Origin of the sequence: Streptomyces telluris, from assembly GCF_024519335.1 — a bacterium.
Taxonomy (GTDB): Bacteria; Actinomycetota; Actinomycetes; order Streptomycetales; family Streptomycetaceae; genus Streptomyces; species Streptomyces telluris.
The window spans coordinates 139832-158239 of the sequence record NZ_JANIID010000018.1; the positions used below are offsets into that span (position 1 = coordinate 139832).

An 18408-nucleotide genomic window follows, 5' to 3' on the forward strand; every position below is an offset into this window, starting at 1 on the left:
CCGGACTGGATGATGTCGCACAAAATCCCAACTGACTATGATGCTTCGCGAGTGCTGACCAGACCGTAGGCCGATGTCTGGTGCTGCGCGGGTAGGGGCATCGCGCGCCTACGTGGCTGCCGCCGAGCTGCCGAACTGTATCCGTCTGCGCACCCCGTCCCGGTAGTTGAACCGCCGAAGGTACTCGCGGGCGAACGCCTGGGCCTCTTCGAACTCGGAGGCTGGGTATCTCTTGACGTCGGCCGCGACGTAGGCGTCGGCGGCCGACGCGGCGTCGGTACGCAGGTACTCAAGAAGATCTTGCACGGTGCCTGCCGGATGCAGTTCGGCCCACACTTCCACGGTGTGCTGCGCGAAGACAGCCTTCGTCACCGGTCCGTCGCTGGGCTTCTCTCCAACGGGTTCTATGGGTCTTCTGCTCATCCTCCGATCGTGACAGGAACCCGCAATCCGCGATGTCATTTGGCGGTGATGCCCAGGCGATGCACCCTCAGGGTTGTCCCGTAAATGCTCTTTGAGCCGTCGTGTCATGGTCGTCAGCGGTGCGTGGGCTGCTCGTCTATCCGGCGGGGGCGAGGTTGTGCATGCGCGCGATGCCGAGCATGGAGTGGTGGACTCCGTCGCCTTTGCGGGGTCTGCTTGGTGAGCGATGCTATCCAGGAGGGCTCCGACGCCGTGATCACGCCAGCCACACCAAGATCATCCCATCTGCGGCTGGCAGTTCCGGGGCAGCCTTGTGTCGACCGTAGAGTGCGGTCATGGATGAGATCCCCTGGTTCGAGTACGAAGAGGGCTACCTGGACGTCGCCCAACGCGCGTTCGTGGACGTTCTGGCCGAACGTGCGGGATCCTGGCTGGTGGACCCGCTCGACACTGTTGTGCTGCCCTCGGCGCACACCGTCGACGGCCAGCTGATTGTCTATCTGGACATCGGTGACCCGCAACGCACTCAGGGAGTTCTGACGGTGGGCGCCCACTTCGACGGCTCCGTCGTCCGTGGGGGTCAACTCCACAACCAGGACTTCACTATCCAGCAGACCTCGAGTGAGTTCATCTTCGGAGCCGCGGGCACCCCTACGGGGCTGGCGAACAAAGCGGCAGAGTGGTTCGAAGCGGTCCTCGCGCGACCTCTGGTTCGCTGCGAATGGCATCACGAGGGAAGGATGTACGAGGTCCGCTACGAGTACGCAGACACGGGGCGAGGCCTCAGCGAGGGCTTCGAAGACTCACTGGCCCCCGACGCACTGCGGAAAAGACTGGCCGCAGACGGCGTGATCCGAGGCCGAGGCCGGATCAACCGTGCTGGCCTCGGCCAACCAGATGTGATCGCACATGTCCGAGGCGTTCGCCCCGATCAGTAGTTGCGGGACAGCTCTTCGTCACCAGGTTCTCGGCGGGCTCGGTCGTGTGGATCGCGTCGTCACCGATTTCATTCAGATAAGTGTCCAGCACCTGCGGTAGCTGGTGACCCGTTCCCGGCGGCTCGTCGCCGTGCGAGTCCCGGGACGGTGACCGCACGATGCGGGAGCGGGATACTTCTTCCGCCGCCGCCCCAGGCGCTCAAGGGGCCCCGCCCGTAAGTGCTTCCTGCTCACAGGAACCAGCCAGGGGACAATTGCCGTTTCCGAACAGGATCAACAGAAAGGGGGCGTGTCGTGTCCGACACCCGTGACTTCTCCGGCCTGGACGGCGGGGCGGAACAGCAGGCGTTCGACATCGTCCGGGATGTGGTGAGCTGGTACAACGCCCAGATCGCCAGCGAGCGGCGCTCGCCGGTGCCCGACGAAGAGCGCGTGGAGCAGTTCAAGGCCGGACGTCAGGCCGCGCTTGATGACCAGGCGCGTCTGGAAGCCGCCGATCCTCAGCAGACCGCCCAGATTGCTGCGGTCTATGCGGCCCGGCTGAAGGAGCTGAAGGAGTCGTAGCCCCGCCAGGGCAGCGGCAAGGACCACGCCTGGGGGTGCGGCTGGCTGATCCGGTCAGGCTGCACCCGCGCGGGCATCAGCGGCCGGGCCAGCGCAGCGATGCCTTCCAGCTCACGGCGATGCTGCGGCAGCGCACGGCGCAGCCCCTCGTAGAGCTTGAGGAAAGCTGCGGCTTCCTGATCGGTGTAGGGCCGCTGCTGCTCCGCTGCCAGTGCCCAGGCGGCCTGCTGGCCGCTGCCCTGTTCCTGGCGGACGAGGGCCGTGCCGTCGCGGCGGATCACCGTCACCGCTGCTACCGCATGATGACTTGGTGCCAGCTCCACAATCTCGGCCAGAGCGCGGAGGCACTGGTCGTGCCCGGTGCGTGAGGTGAAGCGGCCGTGGCTGCCGATCTGCAGGGCTCTGGCGTAGCGCAATGCCGTACCCAGCAGGCTGTCAGCCGCTCGCACCGCCGGGACCACCAGCTCGACCGGCGGGTAGCCTGCGGCCACGAATGGCAGTGCACTGGCCAGGAATTCCTTCACGCTGCCCGGTGCGCCCTCGATGAGCACGTCGCCGCGAGCTGCCCGTACGTAGGCCTCGGCCTCGGCGAACCAGGCCCGGTAGTCGTAACGGATTGCCGCGCCGGCGTTGCGTGGGTCGTCGCGCAGGAGTTGGAAGTAGTCGGGGTGCGAGACCTTGAAGTCGTCGCCCACCAGACGCGTCGTCCCAGGCCGCATCGCGCGTTTGACCATCCCCGCAACCGCTGTCTTGCCCGCCCCGGGCTGGGCCAGCACGTACACCGCGCGCGGGACATCTTGGGGGACGATGCCGCCCAGGTACGACGGCGCGATCAGCTCGTCGAAAATCCACCGGTGTTCCGTGGCCGAGAGCCGGTGATAGTCCACGCCCGGCGCCTGCCGCCGCGGCTGGGCTATGCGCCGTACCGGTTCAGCGAGGGCGGCTGCGCGCTCGGCGTCCCGCTGGACGGCCAGGCGCCGATCCTCGCAATGCAGCTCACGGTGGAGCCGCTGATCGGCGTGTGCGAGCTCACGGCGGAAGACAGCTGTCTCCCGGGCGCTCCACGGTCTTAAGCGCTCATGGATCACCGCTCGGTCCGCTGCCGGGCGACGGCGCCATGCGCCCGCGACGAGTTCGTTGTCGTAGAGCACGGTGCCGTCGCGCCGGACGACGGTGATGCGCTCGGCCAGCTGCTCGGCCTCGATGACCGCCAGCGTCGCCAGCATCCGCTGCGCACAATCGTCGTGGTTCTCCCAGGACACCCACCGGCCGCCGCTCACCGCTTCGGACAGGAAGCGATCCAGGATCCCGAGCTGGCTCAGGGCCTCCGGCGTGGCCACCGCGACCACCTCAAGCCGATACCTGGCCTGCCGGTAGGCGGCCGAGGACTGCCGGAACTCCTCCGCGTCGGCGAGGGCTGACTCGACCACTGCATCGAAGCCGTGTGCGCGGACGTGGTCCTCGACCGCGGCCTGCCAGCGGCTCGTGTCCGGCCTGACCTTCACGCCGGCAGTGCGGACATCGTCGGCCAGCAGGGCGGTGTAGCGCGAGTGCGCGTTCTTGTAGAGGTCCCGGCCGATCCGTACAGCGCCGCCTCGGGCATCCAGCGCTGCCTGGACCAGATCGGCGACCCTCGTCTTGCCAGCCCCGGGCTGACCACCCACGATCAGGACGACCGGTCGCTCTTGGGGTACAGCGTTCCTGGCCCACGCCGGCAGGATGAGCCGACTCAGGACATCGAGGTTCTCGTCGTCGGACAGAGTGACCGGTACGACGTCCTTCTCGCTCACCTGCGTCTCCTCGTGACGGCACAGCGGATCACCAAGCTGGATTTCGATCTTCGACTGGTCGGACGATAGCAGCAACGTGCGATCAATGTGCGTTTCATGAGCGGAATGAGTGCGATCAGGGCTGGGGTAATGAGCGTTCCAGGTAGGGTGGCGCATGGAGGTGACCTCTGTGCCCAATAAGGGACAGACGCTGTTCAGCGCCGTCGACGCACTGCTCGAACAGGTCAGCCAGGACCCGCTGCCCGACCCTGCAGACCGCAAGCGCCTGCGTGAGGCCGCCGGGCTGAGTCAGGAACAGATCGCGAAGGCGCTGGGCACGCGCCGCGAGGCCGTGGGGAACTGGGAAACCGGCAGAAGCGAACCACGGCCACCGAAGCGCGCCGCCTACGCGCGGCTCCTCGCAGGCCTCGCCACCCGCTACCCCACCCCTGCCGAGCCCTGCGACAGCAACCACTTGACCAGCGAGCACCTGCCATCCGAGCAGGCTGTCCACTCACGCGAACCCCAGGACCAGCTCGCTGCTGAACAGCGCCACCAGACGGAAGAGCACGAGGCCAACCGGGCCACCCTCACCCCGGACATTGTCCGCCACGCCCTGCTACGCACCCTCACAGCCACCGGACTCTCGCCAGGCTTGAGCAAGGAGGAACAGGACGCGATCCAACACCTGTCGCACGCGGCCCCGGACGCTGCTCTCACATTTAGCGCGCTGCTCGCCCGCGCCTACTCGGCAGGGCAGAGCACCGGGCGGGGATGACTGACAGTGCGTCACACGCCGCTCGGGACCCGCTTGTCCTCGGCCGGACCCGCCCGGGCCGATGAGCCCAGACAGCGCTGCGCCCGGGCTTGCAGGTGACCGGAGAAGGCAGCGCGTTCGCTGTCGAATATTGTCTGGCGGTCCGCCCTGTCCTTAAGAGCCTTCTCGACGTTGATGCCGCCGATCAAGTCGGTCCACCCGGTGATGAGGGCGCGTGCTGTTCAGGCCACTTTCTTGGTAGGTGAGCTGACGGTCATCAGGGAGGGTTGGAAGGGATAGGGCCGTAGATGTGCACCCTCCAGGTATCTGCCTCTCGTAGGGGGAGAACCAGGAAGGTGACGCGGGGGCGGGAGGCCGTCAGGCGCGCCCGACTGGTACCTCCCCTGGCTGCTACACCCTCGCTCATGCCCAGCACCGCGCCGACCTCCGCCCGGCCTCGCCCCGCTACGCTCTCAGGCGAGGCGTTGAACGCGTCGTTGATGATGGTCAGCCCGTCGCGGCTGTGCTGGACGTCCATCCGTCCGCCAGAGGTGATCTTTGCCCGGCCCAGCGCGGCCACGACCCGGTCGAAGGGGACACCGGCGGCGAGTGCTGTGGCTGCGGCTGCCAGGGCGTTCCAGAGGTTGTGGCGGCCGGGCACCGACAGCTGGAGGCGGGTGGTTTTGTGCCCGTAGCGCAAGGAGAACCTCGGACAGCCGTTCTCGCTCTGTACGGCGTAGGCCCGTACGTCGCAGCCGTGGCTGGTGCCGAAGGTGACGATGCGTGCGTCGGTGGTCTTGCCCATGGCGAGGACCAGGGGGTCGTCGCCGTTGAGGACGGCGATGCCCTGAGCAGGCGGCAGGGCCTGGACCAGTTCGGCTTTGGCTCGGGCGATGGCCTTGCGGTCGCCGAACTCGCCGATGTGGGCGGAGCCGACGTTGAGCACGGTCGCGATCCGTGGCGGCGCGATCGAGCACAGCTGTTCGATGTGGCCCTTGCCGCGTGCGCCCATCTCCAGCACGAGATACCGGCTGTCGGACTGCACGGAGGTGACCGTTACGGGGAAGCCGATCTCGTTGTTGAAGCTGCGGAGTGTGGCCACCGTCGGCCCGTCCTGCTCCAGGATCTGGCGCAGGAGGTCCTTCGTGGACGTCTTGCCGGCTGAGCCGGTGATCCCGATGACCGTCCCTGTGTAGGCGCTGGCCACGGCGCGGGCGACGTCCGCCATCCCGGCCAGGACGTCGGGAACGATCACGGCGGGGACACCGACCGGGCGGGCGGCGAGAACCGCGACTGCGCCCTCCTTGACCGCCTGCCGGGCATAGTCGTGCCCATCACCGTGTTTGCCGGGCAGGCAGCAGAACACGCCGCCCTTGTCCACCATCCGGCTGTCGAAGGAAAGGTTACCGGTGACCAGGGACTTGGAGGCCGTGCCATCGGCCAGGATGCCGCCGGTCGCCGAGGCGATCTCAGCGAGGTTCATCGGGATCACGCAGGTGTCTCCATTCAGGTCGAATCTCCCAGGACGACGCCGCGTCCCGCGTAGAAGCGGTCCAGGGCCGTCCAGGACAGCGGTGCGAATTCCTGGCTCCGGCCGGGCAGACCGGAGGGGTTGTGCAGCAGCACGCCGTCGTCGTCGGCGCCGACAACGAGCACAAGGTGCCCGCCCCGGCTGGGCGGGGCATGGTCCGGTGTGCGGACGGTCTTGTGGACCGACACCATCGCCAGGCGCCCGCGGGTGATCTCCGTGCGGATCTCCCCGGCGGGCAGCTCACGCTTCGCACAGGCGTACAGGCCCCAGCGGGCCTGCACGAACTCGGCAAAGGGCTGGTAGATCAGCCCCTTGACCTGGTCGCCGTCGCGGACGTAGGCGCCCGCATCCTGCAGCTCACCGACCAGGGGTACGGACGGCGGCACCGGCAGGCCCCAGTAGTCCAGCGCCATGCGTGTGCAGGCCACCCCGCACATCCGAGGTGCCCAGAAGGCGTACTCCTGCGGGCTGCTGGCGCCGGACTTCTGCCACAGCGGATCCGTGCTCGCCGGCCTGGCCCCGGTGATGAACTCCGGCACCAGGCCGGGCGACTCCCACTGCGAGTAGTAGGGGACGGAGCGCTTGATCATGGAGGCGGTCATGCCTCCCCAGTGTGGTCTACGGCACGTACCCGGGCTTGGTGAACGCCGTGGCGATCAGGTGGCGAACCAACTCGTCGTATTCGATGCCGCCCGCCCGGGCCATCGTCGCGAGGTTCCCGTTCGGCGAGAGCCCGGGCACGGTGTTGATCTCCAGCACCGGCATCCGGCCCGACGGCGCGCACAGGAAGTCAACCCGGGACACCCCGTGCGCGCCGACGGCTCGGTGCACGCGCAGCGCGAGCTGCTGCATGTTCTTCGTCTGGGTCACGGGCAGAATCGAGGGGCAGTGCTCGCGGCGCAGGCTCAGGTCGTGTTTGGCCGCGTAGTCGTAGAACGGGCGGTCGGTCTCAACATCGTGGACCGGGAGCGCCCTCAGGTCCCCGTTGATCTCCAGGATGCCGACGGAGCACGGGGTGCCGGGGATGTACTCCTCGACCATGTACTGCTCATACGGATGCTCACGGACCTGCTCCAGGACGGATTCGAGCTCGTTCTCGTCGTACGCGATCCCAGCCTCCAGGCTGCCGCCGCCGGACTCGGGTTTCACGAAGACCGGAAACCCAAGGCTGAGCTTGACCGTCGAGACGGCTGTCGCCGCGGACCAGGAACGGCGGATGCGTACATCACGCGGGGTGTCGATGAGCTCGGCCCGGAGCATCGTCTTGGTCGCCGGCTTGTGCATGCCGACCGCCGAGGCCAGCGGCCCGGACCCGGTGTAGGGGATGCCGAGCAGGTCGAGCGCGCCCTGGATCTTGCCGTCCTCGCCGCCCAGGCCGTGGGAGGCGAGCAGCGCGACGTTGATGCGCTCGGGCAGGGTCTCCCAGTTCATGCCGCTCAGATCGATCAGTTCCGCGTGCAGGCCCTGAGTGACCAGGGATTTGAACGCGGCCTCTCCCGATGCGATCGACCCGGCCCGCTCAGGGGACGTGCCGCCGAACAGTACGCCGATCCGCAGATCAGCCGGATCCGATGGAGCAGGGGTTCCGTTCATCTGTACGCTCCCAGTGATTGGAGTGACTCTCCAGTTGCTGCATCCCGGCCCGGGCCCGGTGCCCGTGTACGCGGTGGAAGGCTGTACGGGCCGGGCCCGGTGCCGGGACGCTTCATCGGCTCCGCCCTGGCGCCGGGGACTGAATCCGGTCGGCGGCAGGGCAGACATCTTCAGCTGCGCTGCACGGGGAAGATGGGCTTGCCGTGTTCCATGACGGCGGTGGTGCCGCCCTCCCACGCCTCCCACAGCGCCTTGAAGCGCAACCGCTGATGGGTCTGCATCAGGTCGTCCGGCTCGTCATACCCGATCCACAGGTGCTTGGTGAGCTCGGGCGCCTCACCCGGCTCGGCCGCCGGCAGCACGATCTGTGCGTCGGCGCTGACCGGCTCGCAGAGGTAGATGTGGTTCTGTCCCATCGCGGCTCCGGTCTCCGCGTTGTAGGGCACCCAGTCCTTGCCGAGCAGCCGCGTGGGCGTGACGACCAGCCCGGTCTCGCGCCGGACGTGCCGCCCCATCGCCAGCCAGTCCTGCTCCCGGTCCCACGCATGGCCGCCGGGAAGCTGATACCAGCCGATCCGCGGCGCGTAGTTGGCCTGGACAACCAGCACCTTCTTGGCTCCGGCGTCATTGGCCTGAGGGACCCAGGTCAGGCAGCCGATGCGGCACGCCGGAGGATTCTTGAGGTCTATCGTCTTCGGCCCGTCTGGGGCCTGCTTCTGCGACACGTGCGCTACTTCCTCTCTATCGGGGCTTGTGGTGGGCCCGCGTGCCCGAGGGACATTCGGGGCACGCGGGCCCGGTGGCCAGCAGCAGACGCTCTCGCCTTCGTCTGCCAGGGACTGCCGCATCGGCGCAGCACCCCATCCCTCTTCGCTCCTCGGGGGAGAGTCGGCGAAGAGGGATCCGGCCAGGCCATCCCGGCGGACCACACGGACTGCGGAGGAGTCGCCGTAGATACCTCCCCCGCACGGGGCCCTGGCCGGGACGGCCGGTCTAGGCGGCCGGGGTCACCCCGGCGCGCGCGCAGGCCAGGCGGTAGACAGCCAGCCGTCTGCCGTAGACCAGCCGGTCGAGGTGGTCCCGGCGGACGATCACCTTCCTCACCGCCGGCCGCGGAACGGGCCTTCGCGAGGCGGGCAAGGGGACGTCGCCGTACGGCCGTGTGCAGAGCGGGTTCGTACGGGTCATCGTCGGTCCGTTCAGGATCGGAGCGGTGGAGGCTGGTCGGGGGCCTCAAGCGAGGCCCGGCCGGGCTGGGCGACGACCATCCCGGGCCGGTCGACGTCGGCGAGCTGGTGGTGGATGATTTCGCCGAGCACCCCGTACGGCGACAGATAGACAGCGAGCGCGATGCTCTTCACCGCTGCTTCCGCCACCTCGTAGATCTGGCTCACCGGCCGACCCTCCTGGTCAGCAGGTGGATCGCTACGCAGCCGACGAGCGCGCAGGCCGTAATGAGCATTAGGTCGGCCATCACGACACCGGGGCGGACGGCAGCTTGAGCTGCTGCATTCGGACTACCCGCGACCTCCCGCAGGCTCACCCCCGTGGTCCGCCGGTGCGGGGCGTTGCTGCCTTTCAGCGTCATCAGCCGCGTCGGCGCCGGCCCCCCGGTGTCGTCAGCCCACGGCACCAGCAGCCCCGGCTCCATGGCGACGAGCGCATCGAACAACCACAGCCGCTCGACCGTTGCCCACCGGTACATGTACGCCCACCGGGCCCGCACGCCGCACCGGTCCATCCGCACAGGCCGTACCGCCAGCGCCCGGAAGCCGGCCGCCTGCGTGCCCGCGAGGTTGTTCCGCGCAGCTTCGGCAGCGAACGCGTCCGGGCGCACCCACATCAGAGCCGTCGCCTCCGCGAAACCGTACGGCCTATCGTCCCCGAACTCCCCTGCCAGCGTCGCCCACGCCTCCCGGGCGAAAAGATCCCTGGCAAACACCCTGTCCTTCCCGCTGAACCGCGTCAGGCGTGCCCACGTCAGGGAGGTGAGGGCGGGTGTCGTGCTGTCAGGCATCACAACCTCCGTTCGGGTCTGTGCTGGTCTGCGGTTGCGCATCGCAGGGGCCGACCTCCGCCGCAGTGAGCTGCACCGAGGCCGGGGAGCGATCGAGCACCCCAGCGGCCCGCTCGTGGAGAACTCCGGCTGGGACACCCACCACGACAGCGACCAGGGCGAGAAAGGCGCGGGCCGGGTGGGAGGTGTCGATGGCGTCGTCGCGGGCATGTCGGGCGTTCACCGGGCCGCCGCCGTGTGCCGGTCCCCGACCGCCTGCTGTGCGTCGAGGACGAGGCCGAGGAGCGTCTGGCAGCTGCGGGCTAGGTCGGCCATCCATACCGACGCGTTCAGCGGGTACTGGTGCGGCGAGGGCCGTTCGTAGCCCAGTCGGCGCTGCAGCGCGTCGAAGTCCGCGCCCAGCATGCCGTCGTAGGGCGAACCGTCTGGCCGCAGGACGCGGTACCTGGCCTCGGCGGCTGGCAGCAGCAGCGCGATCTGCCCGGCCAGGTCCGTCATGGTGTTGCTGGCCTTCTCGGGGTCCACGCGGATGCCCTCGACCGTCGGGCGGAGCGCTTCGCGGATCGTCTGCCGGATCCGCTCGACGTCGATCGGCACCTGGCCGTCGGGCCCGTTCACGCGGGCGACGTAGTGACCCGCTGTCGTAGCCACAGGGGCGGGGGTGGTGGTCATCTGCCCAGCTCTCCGGATCTGAAGGGTGCAGCAGGCCGTCGGGCTTTCTCCACCGGCGGCCCGCTGCTCGAGGGGAGGGTGCATGCAGTAGGCAACCCCCGAAAGACCCCCAACGCCCCTACCGAAGCAAGGGTTTCTGCCCGTACGACCCCTATCGAATTGACCCGCCCTTTACCTGACTCCGGGTGCCCCTGCGCCCTACCGTGGGGGACTGTGAACTCCCAGCGCAGGCGCAACGCACAGCTGGTCGCATGGATGAAGGGCCGGGGCCTGAGTGCCGCGGCCCTGGCCAAGGCACTCAATGCACAGATCGGTGCCATCAGCGGCCGACAGGGAAGACTGACCGAGGGGACCATCCGCAAATGGCGCTCCGGGGAGACCACATGGCCCCGGACCCTCCAACGCCTGGCCCTCACCCAGGTCAGCGGCCTGAGCGTCGAACACCTAGGGTTCGTACACCCGTCCGCACGTTCGGAGGAGGGCTCCGTGCACCGCCGCGCATTCCTCAACTGCGCCACCACCGCCGCCACCGCGCTGGTCACCACACCCGCCGCCGCAGCGGGACGCTGGCGCACGGGCACCACAGACGTGCAGCACCTGCGCGAGACGCTGCACCAGCTCACCCGGACCGACCAGGCCAAAGGCGGCATGACACTCGAACGCGCCGCCGAGGCGATCTCCCACAGGGCAACCGCTGCCGTCAACGCCGGCGGTTGCAGCGACCGCATCGGGCACATGCTCTACGCCGTTGCCGCCGATGCGGAGGCCGCCAGCGCTGGTACGCCCTAGACGGCCACCGCACCACCTCAGCCGCCCAGCACATCGACGCTGCAACACGGCTCGCCGCACTTTCCCGAGACCCCTACGCACTCCTCCACGCCTGGAACAGCCAGGTGCACTACGCGCTGACCACCGGGCGCCGCGCCGACGCCATGGCCGCCGCCGAAAAAGTCAGCTCCCTCCATGCAGCCCGCCAGGACCCGCTGTGCCGGTCCCTGGCCCATGCCCGGCTCGGCACAGCCGCCGCCCTGCTCACTGACCGCCGGCGCGCCGAAGGCGCCTTCGACCGCGCCCACGAAACCCTCACTGCCAGCCAAGCCCTTCCCCGGCCCCCCGCTGGCTAGGCTTCTACGGCACAGCCGACCTCTACTCCCTCCACGGCAAAGCGCTGCGTGTTCTGGGCAAGCCCCAGCACGCCGAGGCCCACGCCCACGCCGCGCTCTCCGCCGCCCGCGCCGGATACACCCGCGACCGCGCCCTCTACCGCGTCCACCTGGCCGAGGCGCAACTTGCCCAGGGAGAGCGGGACGCCGCCGCCGACACCATCCGCCAAGCCTCCGAGCTTGCCGCTGACCTTCCCGGCAGTGCACGCGTCCACACCGCCCTCAACCGCCTCACCAGAACTATGGAAGCCGCCCTATGACCAAGACCCCCGACCACTTCACCCGGACACCGCTCACCGCGGAGACCATCGACGCGATCCTCGCGGTCTACGTCGATGCCCGCGCCGAACTCCAGCATCTTGAGCACTACCAACCGCCCCGCATGCGAAAGCAACTGGAGCGTCACGCGATGCGCCCCGGATGCCTGGCCGCGCTCGCGTGGTGTGAGAACGAACCGGTCGGCTACGCCTACGGCTGCCCGCTCGGCGAGGCAGATTCGTGGTGGCCCAGGGTCTATCCGCCACTCTCGGCAGACCTCACCCGCGAGGACGGCAAGCGCACCTTCCGGCTCGACGAAATCGCCGTCCGGACCGCTTGGCGCGGCACAGGCACCGCCCGGAAGGTCCACGACCACCTGCTAGCCAACTGGACAGGGCGGGCAACCCTCATGGTCAACCCACTGGCCGGGGGCGGAAAGGTCCAGGCTGTATACGAGCGATGGGGCTATGTGCCCGTCGGGCACGCCCAGCCACAAGACACCGCCCCCGTCCTGACCGTCATGATTCGTCCCAGCCATCCAGCAAGCACCTAAAGCTTGTCTCGTGACGCCGCGTTCAGTGGCTGAGGGCGAGGTTGTGCATGTGGGTGACGCCGCTGGTAGCCCAGAAGACGCCGTCGCCCTTGAGGCGGCAGTCACGAAGGATCTTCCAGTTCTTCATGCGGGCGAAGGCGTGCTCGACGCGGGCGCGTACCCGCCGGTGGGAGGTGTTGTGCTGTTCCTTCCAGTCGGGCAGCCGGTCCTGTCCGGCCTGGCGGCGGTGGGGCATGAGGGTGCCGGTGCCCTGGTAGCCGCCGTCTGCGAGGACGGTTGCGGTGCCGCATGCGTCCTTGATGCCGGACTCGGCGAAGGCGGTGCAGTCGTTGCGGTTGCCGGGCAGCGGCCGGCCGACGGCCAGTACCACCCGGGTGTCCGCTTTGATCAGGACCTGGAGGTTCGCCGAGTAGCGGTAATTCTTCGACGAGGCGGACACCCTCCGGTCTCTTGTGGGCACCAGTGTGCCGTCCACGATGAGGATGTGGTGCCGTCCGGGCTTGCGCTTGCCCGGGGCCAGGGCGGCTAGCAGTGGCCCGTGCCGGCTGATGATGCGGCCGACAGCGGCCGGGGAGACCCCGAAGAGCGGGGCGAGCTGGCGCATGGTGAGGTTCGTGCGGCAGTACATCGCCACGAGCAGGACCCGGTCCTCCAGCGTCAGCGCCCACGGGCGGCCTGGCCGGTCCGGGTCCAGGGCCCGGCCCCCGTTGCGGTGGACAGCCCGCACCAGACGCTGGAACTGGCGCGGGCGAAGCCCGGTGAACACCTCTATGAGCTCATGGCGTTGAGCGGTATCGACCTGCACGACCAGCTCAACGCCGTACCCGATCTGGAGTTAGGAGACAGGCTTAGCGGCCGACCGTGCTCCAGTCGGCGGGGGCGGGCGGCACCGAGCGGCCAGCGACGTGATCGTGGAGGCGCTGGGTCAGTTCCGGCAGGTCGGAGGCAGGGAAACTCACCTGGAGCAGCCGGAGGTCAAACCGCGACGGGAGATCGTCCTTGAACATCGCTGCGTCCATCGGCTTGATCTTCACGTCCCATGCGTCGGGGGCTGCCCAGTGGGTCATCCGCACGTAGAACGCGTCCCGCGGGCCGGCATTCGCAACGGCCGAAAGGAAGGCGAGCCCGCTGTCGACTGGGAAGTCGATGAGCATCCAGCCACGTCGAGACTCGACCCACTCCGCCATATGCGGGAGCTTGTCTGGCCAGTCCGCATTGCTTTCTGCAAGGTCCTGGCAACAGGTGAATGTGTCGAACCCGCACTCCCAGATCGCCCGGATCGTGGGCGCGAGCCGCTCGTCGATCTGAGCGTGGCGGCTGCCTACCCGGACGAGGACGGTGGGGTGTGTGCCTCCGTATGACGTCATTGCAGGAGCATAGAAGCGGGCTATGACATCGAGGCATCGACGACTGCCAGGCCACATAGTGCGCTCGCTCGGGGCAACAAGAACGCTCAGGGGCCAACTAAAGCGCTCAGTGTGCGACACGAAGTCGCTCCAGGTAAGTAAGGACAGCCACGTGAAGGAGGTATCGATCGGCTGAACTTCGGGCCAGTGTCCAGGGCCCGTCCCCGCGCTCCCATGCGTCGCTGGTAACGGCGGGGTGTGAAGCGGAGCGTTCAAACCCAAGAGCGTCCCGGCCATCGGGGTGCAACAGGTGAGGGGAAGGCTGGACGGGCGAACGCAAGTGAACCCTTGATGATGCCCCGTGATCTTAAGGCCGCGTCGATGGCGTGCTGGCGGCGGTCACAGGACCCGGTGCTGTGAGGCACCAAGCGACCTTCGGGTAACTGAGCCCGGAGGGAGGACACCGCTGGTCCCGGGGTAGAGGGGGCGCCCACCCCAGCCGCGCCTTACTGGTGCGGAACGTGGAAACCCCGACGAGGTCCAAGCCTCGGCTTGGTAGGCCGACCGCAAGGAAGGCTGAAGTCCCCGGCGGGAGAAGGAAGATCCAAGAAGCGAAGGCCGGCAGACCGAAAGGCCAGAGGAAACCGAGAGACGGGACCTTCATCCGTCCCTCGCATAACTCGCCGGATACGGGTCCTGGTGGCCCGGCCTGAAAGGGCGCCCACGTGGATCAGGTGAGCCTTTGAAGTCACCACTGCAAGGAAGCCGGAACCGAGGGACAAGTTAGACACCGGAGGTGAATATGGAGATCACGGCACCTGCCGTGACGTCCTCACCTGCGGTGAACGGACCCGAGGGCGACTTACTCGACTGGCACGGCATCGACTGGGCCACCTGCGAGGAGAACGTACGGCGGCTGAGGCAGAGGATCTTCAAGGCGACGCAGGACGGGGACCTCAAGAAGGTCCGCAACTTGCAGAAGCTCATGCTGCGAAGCCGCAGCAACACGCTGATCAGCGTGAAGCGGGTGACGCAACAGAGCAGTGGTCGCATGACCGCTGGCATCGACGGGGAACGGGCCCTCACGCCCAAGGCGCGAGGCACCTTGGCGGCCGAGATCCATCGGTCGTCGAAGCCCTGGAAAGCCAGGCCGGTCAAGCGAGTGTTCATCCCGAAGAACAACGGGAAACAGCGACCACTCGGCATCCCGGTCATCCGTGACCGGGTACTCCAGGCCCGCGTGAAAAACGCGCTGGAACCCGAGTGGGAAGCGCGGTTCGAGCCGAGGTCCTACGGCTTCCGGCCCGGCCGCAGCTGCCAGGACGCGATGTCCGCGATCTTCTGGACGGTGAAGGGCAAGAACCCGAAGCGTCTGTGGGTCCTGGACGCGGACCTGTCGGCGGCATTCGACCGCATCGACCACGACCACCTCATGACCATGCTCGGCCAGTTCCCCGCCCGGGACCTAATCCGTGGCTGGCTGAAGGCGGGCGTGATCGACCGCGGCCGGTTCGCACCGACCGAGGAGGGCACTCCTCAAGGCGGTGTGATCAGCCCGCTGCTGCTGAACGTTGTTCTGCACGGACTGGAACAGGCCGCGGGGTGCCAATACACGGTGCGGGCCGGGCGCGAGCCTGGCGCCGCCCCGGGCACTCCGGTGCTGGTGAGGTATGCCGACGACTTCGTCGTGCTCTGTCACGACGAGGAACAGGTGCACCAGGTCAGGGCCCGGCTGGAGGACTGGCTGGCGCCGAAGGGTCTTCGCTTCAATGAGGAGAAGACTCAGGTCGTCCACCTCGATGAGGGGTTCGACTTCCTCGGTTTCACCGTCCGCCGCACGGGCGGAAAGTTGATCACCAAGCCGAGCACAGCGGCTTGCGCGAGGTTCCGGGCGCGATTGCGGACCGAGGTTCGAGCCCTGCATGGGGCGAATGCCGAGGCTGTGTTGCGCAGGCTGATCCCGATCGTTCGCGGTTGGGCGGCCTACTACCGGGCGTGGGCATCCACGACGACGTTCTCGTCCCTGGACAGCTATATGTGGCGGCTGACCTTCAAATGGGCCAGGCGTCGTCACCGCAACAAGTCGAGGCACTGGGTCGTGGCCCGGTACTTCGGCAGGTTCCACCCGTCCCGGCGAGACCGGTGGGTGTTCGGCGACCGCGACAGCGGCGCCTTCCTCATCAAGTTCGCCTGGACGGGCATCGTCCGCCACCAGGTCGTCAAGGGTGGAGCGTCCCCGGACGACCCCGCTCTGGCCGAGTACTGGCGGGACCGCCGCCGAAGGAAAGCGCCGCCGCCGATGGACAAGACGAGTCTTCTCCTGGCGGTCCGGCAGCAGGGGCTCTGTCCTCTCTGCAAGCAGGCGCTGATCGTCGGAGCCGAGTACGAGCCGGACAGTCCACGCGAGTGGATCAACTGGTTCGCGGCCTCGAAGAAGATGCTCCACAAGCATCACTTCACCTACCGGCAAGACGGTGGCGGGGACGAGCGGAGCAACCTTCGCCTCGTGCACTCCGAATGCCACCGCCAGCACCATGCGGGCGACAGCAAACGGGCCACACAGCCCTGCTGACCTGCGAAGCCCATGGGGCTTGCTTGAGCCGGATGCGGGGAAAGCTCGCACGTCCGGTTCTGAGGGGGCCGGGGATCAGCAATGGTCTCCGGCTACCCGACCACAGCGGGTATGACGGCCGCCGATGGTTGGCGAGCCATGCGGAGAAACGTGCAGGTGATTGGGATGGTGGTCGGTCGTAGTTGGCGAGTTTGGTCGGCGATAGTTGACGAATCGGTGGCTGCTTTGACCGCGCAGGGTGAGCATTTCGGCCGGGAGGTTCGGAGGCAGGGCTTGTCGAGCGCGCTGGCGAGCCCCGGGCCACGGGACCATCCAGCCCACGAACGGAGGCCGGTTCCCGCCTGCGTACCCAGGGGTGCCGATAGTGAGCAGCCGACCAGCAGCTCAACGTGAGTCGTGAGCTGCAACCCGTCACCTGTTGGGCCCCTACAGGTTCGCGAGGCCGGATGGGGCGGTGGACGCGTATTTCGACCGCGACAGCAGGCCAGAGATGACATCGAAGCGGTATACGTACTCCCGCCATATCCGGACCGCCTCGGCTGTGTTGCTGATGCAGGCGGTGTAACTGCGGCAATTGTCCGGGTCGAGGAGGTGCTCGATGCCAGCCTGGTCGAGGTCGGCGCCCGACAGGCTGGGGTCGGTGTCGGCAATGGGCGCACTGCTGATGCCGATCGACTTCCGTACCCGCGCCACCGCGTCGGGGTCCCAGAGCCGGTCGCGTCGCGGTGGTGTCTCCGGCAGGTGGGTGACGTGGCGCACCGAGGTGAGGGTCAGGACGCTCCAGCCGTCGAAGCAATGGCGGATCGTTGACGGCATCTCGGTGGAGCAGCTGAGGTAAGTGATGTAGTCGGCCAGTTCGCTGACTGTCGTGCCGTGCTTGAGGAGCATGGAGCAGGCGTTGAAGTCGTCACCGGCTTTTGCTTCATCGTGGGATATCTGCCACATGTCGTGGGAAAGTGCTGTGGCGATCTTCCATTCGTCGAGCAGTGGGTGGTCGGACAGGCCGGCGTAGAAGGCGTTGTGGGCGATCTGGGCGCTGGAGCCGACGTCGACGGCGCGCATCGCCAGCCGGTCTGCCAGCATCGGGACAGTGGACGGGTCGTGGTACCGGTAGGTCAGGCGGGTCGCCATATTGGATACCAGCATGCCCCAGGTCGGCAGCCAGATCTGCTCGGTTGCCCCGGGCCGGTCGAGGTGGGGGGACATGTGGTCGAGGGTGACCTCGGCCAGTTTCTTGGTCTCCGCCGCGCACTCCGGACCGGCGTGGTGCTCATCGGCCAGAGCGACAACCGACCAGAGGTGCGCGATGGCAATGACGACATCGACCGGAACGTCGGCGGAGTGACAGTGAAATGACCACCGGAACGCTGCTTCGCAGGCGCCGGAGATGGTCTCCCGCGCTGCCCGCCATATCTGGGCGCTCCCTCTTCCTCCGTTGAGGACACATGGCCGGTCGGGCCTGTCGATGCGGTAGTCATGGGCGCTGACCTGCCGCAGATACGGCTCCACCCACCGCAACATGAGGTCACCGGGGCGGGCTGCGGCACGAGCGGCCAGGGCGCCGAGGACACCGACCAGGGGATCGTCGGTCGTGAAGGCCCCGCCTCCTGCTGCGCGGGCGCGCCGGCGCCATCGACCACCCCTGTCGGCGTGGTCGAGCGCAGCAGCGGACTCCTCGGTGAGCAGGTAGTCGACCGGCTCGGTCAGCGCCACGGCGGCATAGAAGGGGCGGAAGCCGTCGTCGGTGACCCCCATGGGGTCGCCGTAGAGGCCGAGGACGTCGATCCGGGGTGTCGTCGTCATAGCTGTTTCCCCTCTCTCCGCCGCCTGCCGTCTGGCCACCAACAGGACAGCTGACGGCACAAGCACGTCTTCATCGCTGTATCGCTGCCCAGCAGGCACCTACCTCACGCGCGCAGGCGTTGATGCTGAGAGAGCGAACATCGCCGCAGGTCAGCCCCAACTCCGTTGGAAACTCGACGCCGCCTACCACAAGGCTTACGGCACGGACAGGGCTACGCCCATGCCCAAGGTGGACCACTGCGACGCCCCGGTGAGGTGCCGATGGCCGCAGACGCTCAGAACAGCTGCCGGATGATCGTGCACGCAGGGTCACTCGCCATCTGTCGGCGGCCACTCGCCACCTATCGCCGACCGTCACACAAGCGGGCGGAAGCGGCGGATCGGGTGAGGCCGGCACGCTATTCGCACGGGAGTACGATTAAGCCAGGATGGCTGAAACCTTTGACTTT

General features: G+C 67.9%; 19 protein-coding genes and 2 pseudogenes. 7 read left to right on the plus strand and 14 right to left on the minus strand.

The annotated features are described in order from the left end of the window. Positions 1-108: 108 nt before the first annotated feature. Positions 109-423, minus strand: a complete 315-nt coding sequence (locus NQU55_RS20300; protein ID WP_168096760.1) for a hypothetical protein — start codon at positions 421-423, stop codon at positions 109-111. Positions 424-758: 335 nt separating this feature from the next. Here NQU55_RS20300 and NQU55_RS20305 point away from each other — a divergent pair, with 335 nt between their 5' ends. Both NQU55_RS20305 and NQU55_RS20310 read left to right on the plus strand, forming a co-directional pair. Further along, entirely contained in the window at positions 759-1361 is a 603-nt protein-coding gene (locus NQU55_RS20305) for a hypothetical protein (RefSeq protein ID WP_168096761.1), read from the plus strand. Between the two features lie 294 nt (positions 1362-1655). Then, entirely contained in the window at positions 1656-1925 is a 270-nt protein-coding gene (locus tag NQU55_RS20310) for a hypothetical protein (RefSeq protein WP_168096762.1), read from the plus strand. Here NQU55_RS20310 and NQU55_RS20315 read toward each other — a convergent pair. Then, positions 1889-3790 carry a zeta toxin family protein gene (locus NQU55_RS20315; RefSeq protein ID WP_256790930.1) on the minus strand — a complete coding sequence of 634 codons (1902 nt, stop codon included), beginning with the start codon at positions 3788-3790 and terminating at the stop codon, positions 1889-1891. The genes NQU55_RS20310 and NQU55_RS20315 overlap by 37 nt on opposite strands. A 79-nt stretch (positions 3791-3869) precedes the next feature. Here NQU55_RS20315 and NQU55_RS20320 point away from each other — a divergent pair. After that, positions 3870-4148 (plus strand): annotated as a pseudogene (locus tag NQU55_RS20320) (helix-turn-helix transcriptional regulator); the annotation flags it as partial. Between the two features lie 335 nt (positions 4149-4483). Here the strand turns inward: NQU55_RS20320 and NQU55_RS20325 are convergent. The 8 genes from NQU55_RS20325 to NQU55_RS20360 all read right to left on the minus strand — a co-directional run bounded on the left by NQU55_RS20325 (position 4484) and on the right by NQU55_RS20360 (position 10264). Continuing rightward, a complete protein-coding gene (locus NQU55_RS20325; RefSeq protein WP_168096786.1) occupies positions 4484-4660 on the minus strand; it encodes a hypothetical protein in 177 nt (58 codons plus the stop codon). A 68-nt stretch (positions 4661-4728) separates the two neighbouring features. Continuing rightward, positions 4729-5934, minus strand: coding sequence for a UDP-N-acetylmuramoyl-tripeptide--D-alanyl-D-alanine ligase (locus tag NQU55_RS20330; RefSeq protein WP_256790932.1), 1206 nt, complete (start codon positions 5932-5934; stop codon positions 4729-4731). Between the two features lie 23 nt (positions 5935-5957). Beyond that, the gene (locus tag NQU55_RS20335; protein WP_256790931.1) at positions 5958-6584 is read right to left on the minus strand and encodes a C39 family peptidase; all 627 of its coding nucleotides are present in this window, start codon (positions 6582-6584) and stop codon (positions 5958-5960) included. Between the two features lie 16 nt (positions 6585-6600). Then, entirely contained in the window at positions 6601-7575 is a 975-nt protein-coding gene (locus NQU55_RS20340; RefSeq protein WP_168096573.1) for a D-alanine--D-alanine ligase family protein, read from the minus strand. A 170-nt stretch (positions 7576-7745) separates the two neighbouring features. Next, the gene (locus NQU55_RS20345; RefSeq protein WP_168096574.1) at positions 7746-8300 is read right to left on the minus strand and encodes an NUDIX domain-containing protein; all 555 of its coding nucleotides are present in this window, start codon (positions 8298-8300) and stop codon (positions 7746-7748) included. Between the two features lie 474 nt (positions 8301-8774). After that, complete coding sequence (locus NQU55_RS20350) at positions 8775-8969, minus strand: hypothetical protein (RefSeq protein WP_168096575.1); 195 nt, start codon at positions 8967-8969, stop codon at positions 8775-8777. Beyond that, entirely contained in the window at positions 8966-9592 is a 627-nt protein-coding gene (locus tag NQU55_RS20355; protein ID WP_168096576.1) for a hypothetical protein, read from the minus strand. The genes NQU55_RS20350 and NQU55_RS20355 overlap by 4 nt, the downstream gene beginning before the upstream one ends. Positions 9593-9811: 219 nt before the next feature. Next, a complete protein-coding gene (locus NQU55_RS20360; RefSeq protein WP_240976721.1) occupies positions 9812-10264 on the minus strand; it encodes a DUF6415 family natural product biosynthesis protein in 453 nt (150 codons plus the stop codon). Between the two features lie 213 nt (positions 10265-10477). On the opposite strand from NQU55_RS20360, the gene NQU55_RS20365 reads away from it, so the two are divergent. Continuing rightward, complete coding sequence (locus NQU55_RS20365; RefSeq protein ID WP_168094736.1) at positions 10478-11053, plus strand: hypothetical protein; 576 nt, start codon at positions 10478-10480, stop codon at positions 11051-11053. A gap of 17 nt (positions 11054-11070) precedes the next feature. Here NQU55_RS20365 and NQU55_RS20370 read toward each other — a convergent pair whose 3' ends face one another. After that, complete coding sequence (locus NQU55_RS20370; protein WP_168094735.1) at positions 11071-11340, minus strand: hypothetical protein; 270 nt, start codon at positions 11338-11340, stop codon at positions 11071-11073. An 86-nt stretch (positions 11341-11426) separates the two neighbouring features. Between NQU55_RS20370 and NQU55_RS37330 the strand changes: the two are divergent. Both NQU55_RS37330 and NQU55_RS20380 read left to right on the plus strand, forming a co-directional pair. Beyond that, a pseudogene (locus tag NQU55_RS37330) lies at positions 11427-11687 on the plus strand (hypothetical protein); the annotation flags it as partial. Continuing rightward, complete coding sequence (locus NQU55_RS20380; RefSeq protein WP_168094733.1) at positions 11684-12238, plus strand: GNAT family N-acetyltransferase; 555 nt, start codon at positions 11684-11686, stop codon at positions 12236-12238. The pseudogene NQU55_RS37330 and the gene NQU55_RS20380, both read left to right, overlap by 4 nt. Before the next feature lie 22 nt (positions 12239-12260). Here the strand turns inward: NQU55_RS20380 and NQU55_RS20385 are convergent, their stop codons facing one another. After that, positions 12261-13043 carry a transposase gene (locus tag NQU55_RS20385; RefSeq protein ID WP_168094732.1) on the minus strand — a complete coding sequence of 261 codons (783 nt, stop codon included), beginning with the start codon at positions 13041-13043 and terminating at the stop codon, positions 12261-12263. A gap of 43 nt (positions 13044-13086) precedes the next feature. Continuing rightward, on the minus strand, positions 13087-13605 hold the full coding sequence (locus tag NQU55_RS20390; RefSeq protein ID WP_168094731.1) for a hypothetical protein: 519 nt from the start codon (positions 13603-13605) through the stop codon (positions 13087-13089). Positions 13606-14386: 781 nt separating this feature from the next. Between NQU55_RS20390 and ltrA the strand changes: the two genes are divergently transcribed. Further along, positions 14387-16156 carry a group II intron reverse transcriptase/maturase gene (ltrA, locus tag NQU55_RS20395; protein WP_168094730.1) on the plus strand — a complete coding sequence of 590 codons (1770 nt, stop codon included), beginning with the start codon at positions 14387-14389 and terminating at the stop codon, positions 16154-16156. Between the two features lie 426 nt (positions 16157-16582). Here the strand turns inward: ltrA and NQU55_RS20400 are convergent, their stop codons facing one another. Then, entirely contained in the window at positions 16583-17959 is a 1377-nt protein-coding gene (locus tag NQU55_RS20400; protein WP_168094729.1) for a hypothetical protein, read from the minus strand. Between the last annotated feature and the right edge of the window lie 449 nt (positions 17960-18408).